Annotated in this window: 1 protein-coding gene; it reads right to left on the bottom strand. The window is 31.3% G+C overall.

Features of this window, described 5'->3' with window-relative positions; genetic code table 11:
- Nucleotides 1-219: 219 nt before the first annotated feature.
- The gene (locus CHI06_RS29055; RefSeq protein ID WP_095252078.1) at nucleotides 220-399 is read right to left on the bottom strand and encodes a glycogen biosynthesis protein GlgD; all 180 of its coding nucleotides are present in this window, start codon (nucleotides 397-399) and stop codon (nucleotides 220-222) included.
- Nucleotides 400-441: the final 42 nt, after the last annotated feature.

Here is a 441-nt window from a genome sequence, read left to right as displayed (position 1 = left end):
GTGAATGCATTCACAATGAATCCTAAAAAAAATATATATTGCTGAATTTCTTATCTTATTTATCCCAAATTAGCCAAACTCATTCTGTGACCAAAATCACAAAAACATATTGAGTTATTTCTAATTTGTGAACTGGACTATTACCTTATTTTCATGGTGTTATTAGGGCTTTTTAATATAAAAAGACCTTCAACTAATGTCGAAGGCCAAATAAGTGTATTAAGATGATTGATTTTTTTCTTGATGAAATTTTGATTTGACTGGCTGACCACCTGATTTTTCATATTGCTTTTTTGCTTGTTTTACCAGATCGAAATCCTGACCTAACTCGAGATCTTGATTATTGCTTCCATTTCTTGTCTTTTGTTCAGGGTTATTTTTTTTCGAGCGCTTTTTCAAGTTAGGTTTCCTCCTGTATAAGTCTGCCCTTCTAATATCAAT

It is taken from the genome of Bacillus sp. 7884-1 (genome assembly GCF_002272245.1).
GTDB lineage: Bacteria > Bacillota > Bacilli > Bacillales > Cytobacillaceae > Neobacillus.
The sequence above is the reverse complement of the archived record's forward strand: the minus strand, read 5'-3'. Positions and strand labels throughout refer to the sequence as shown.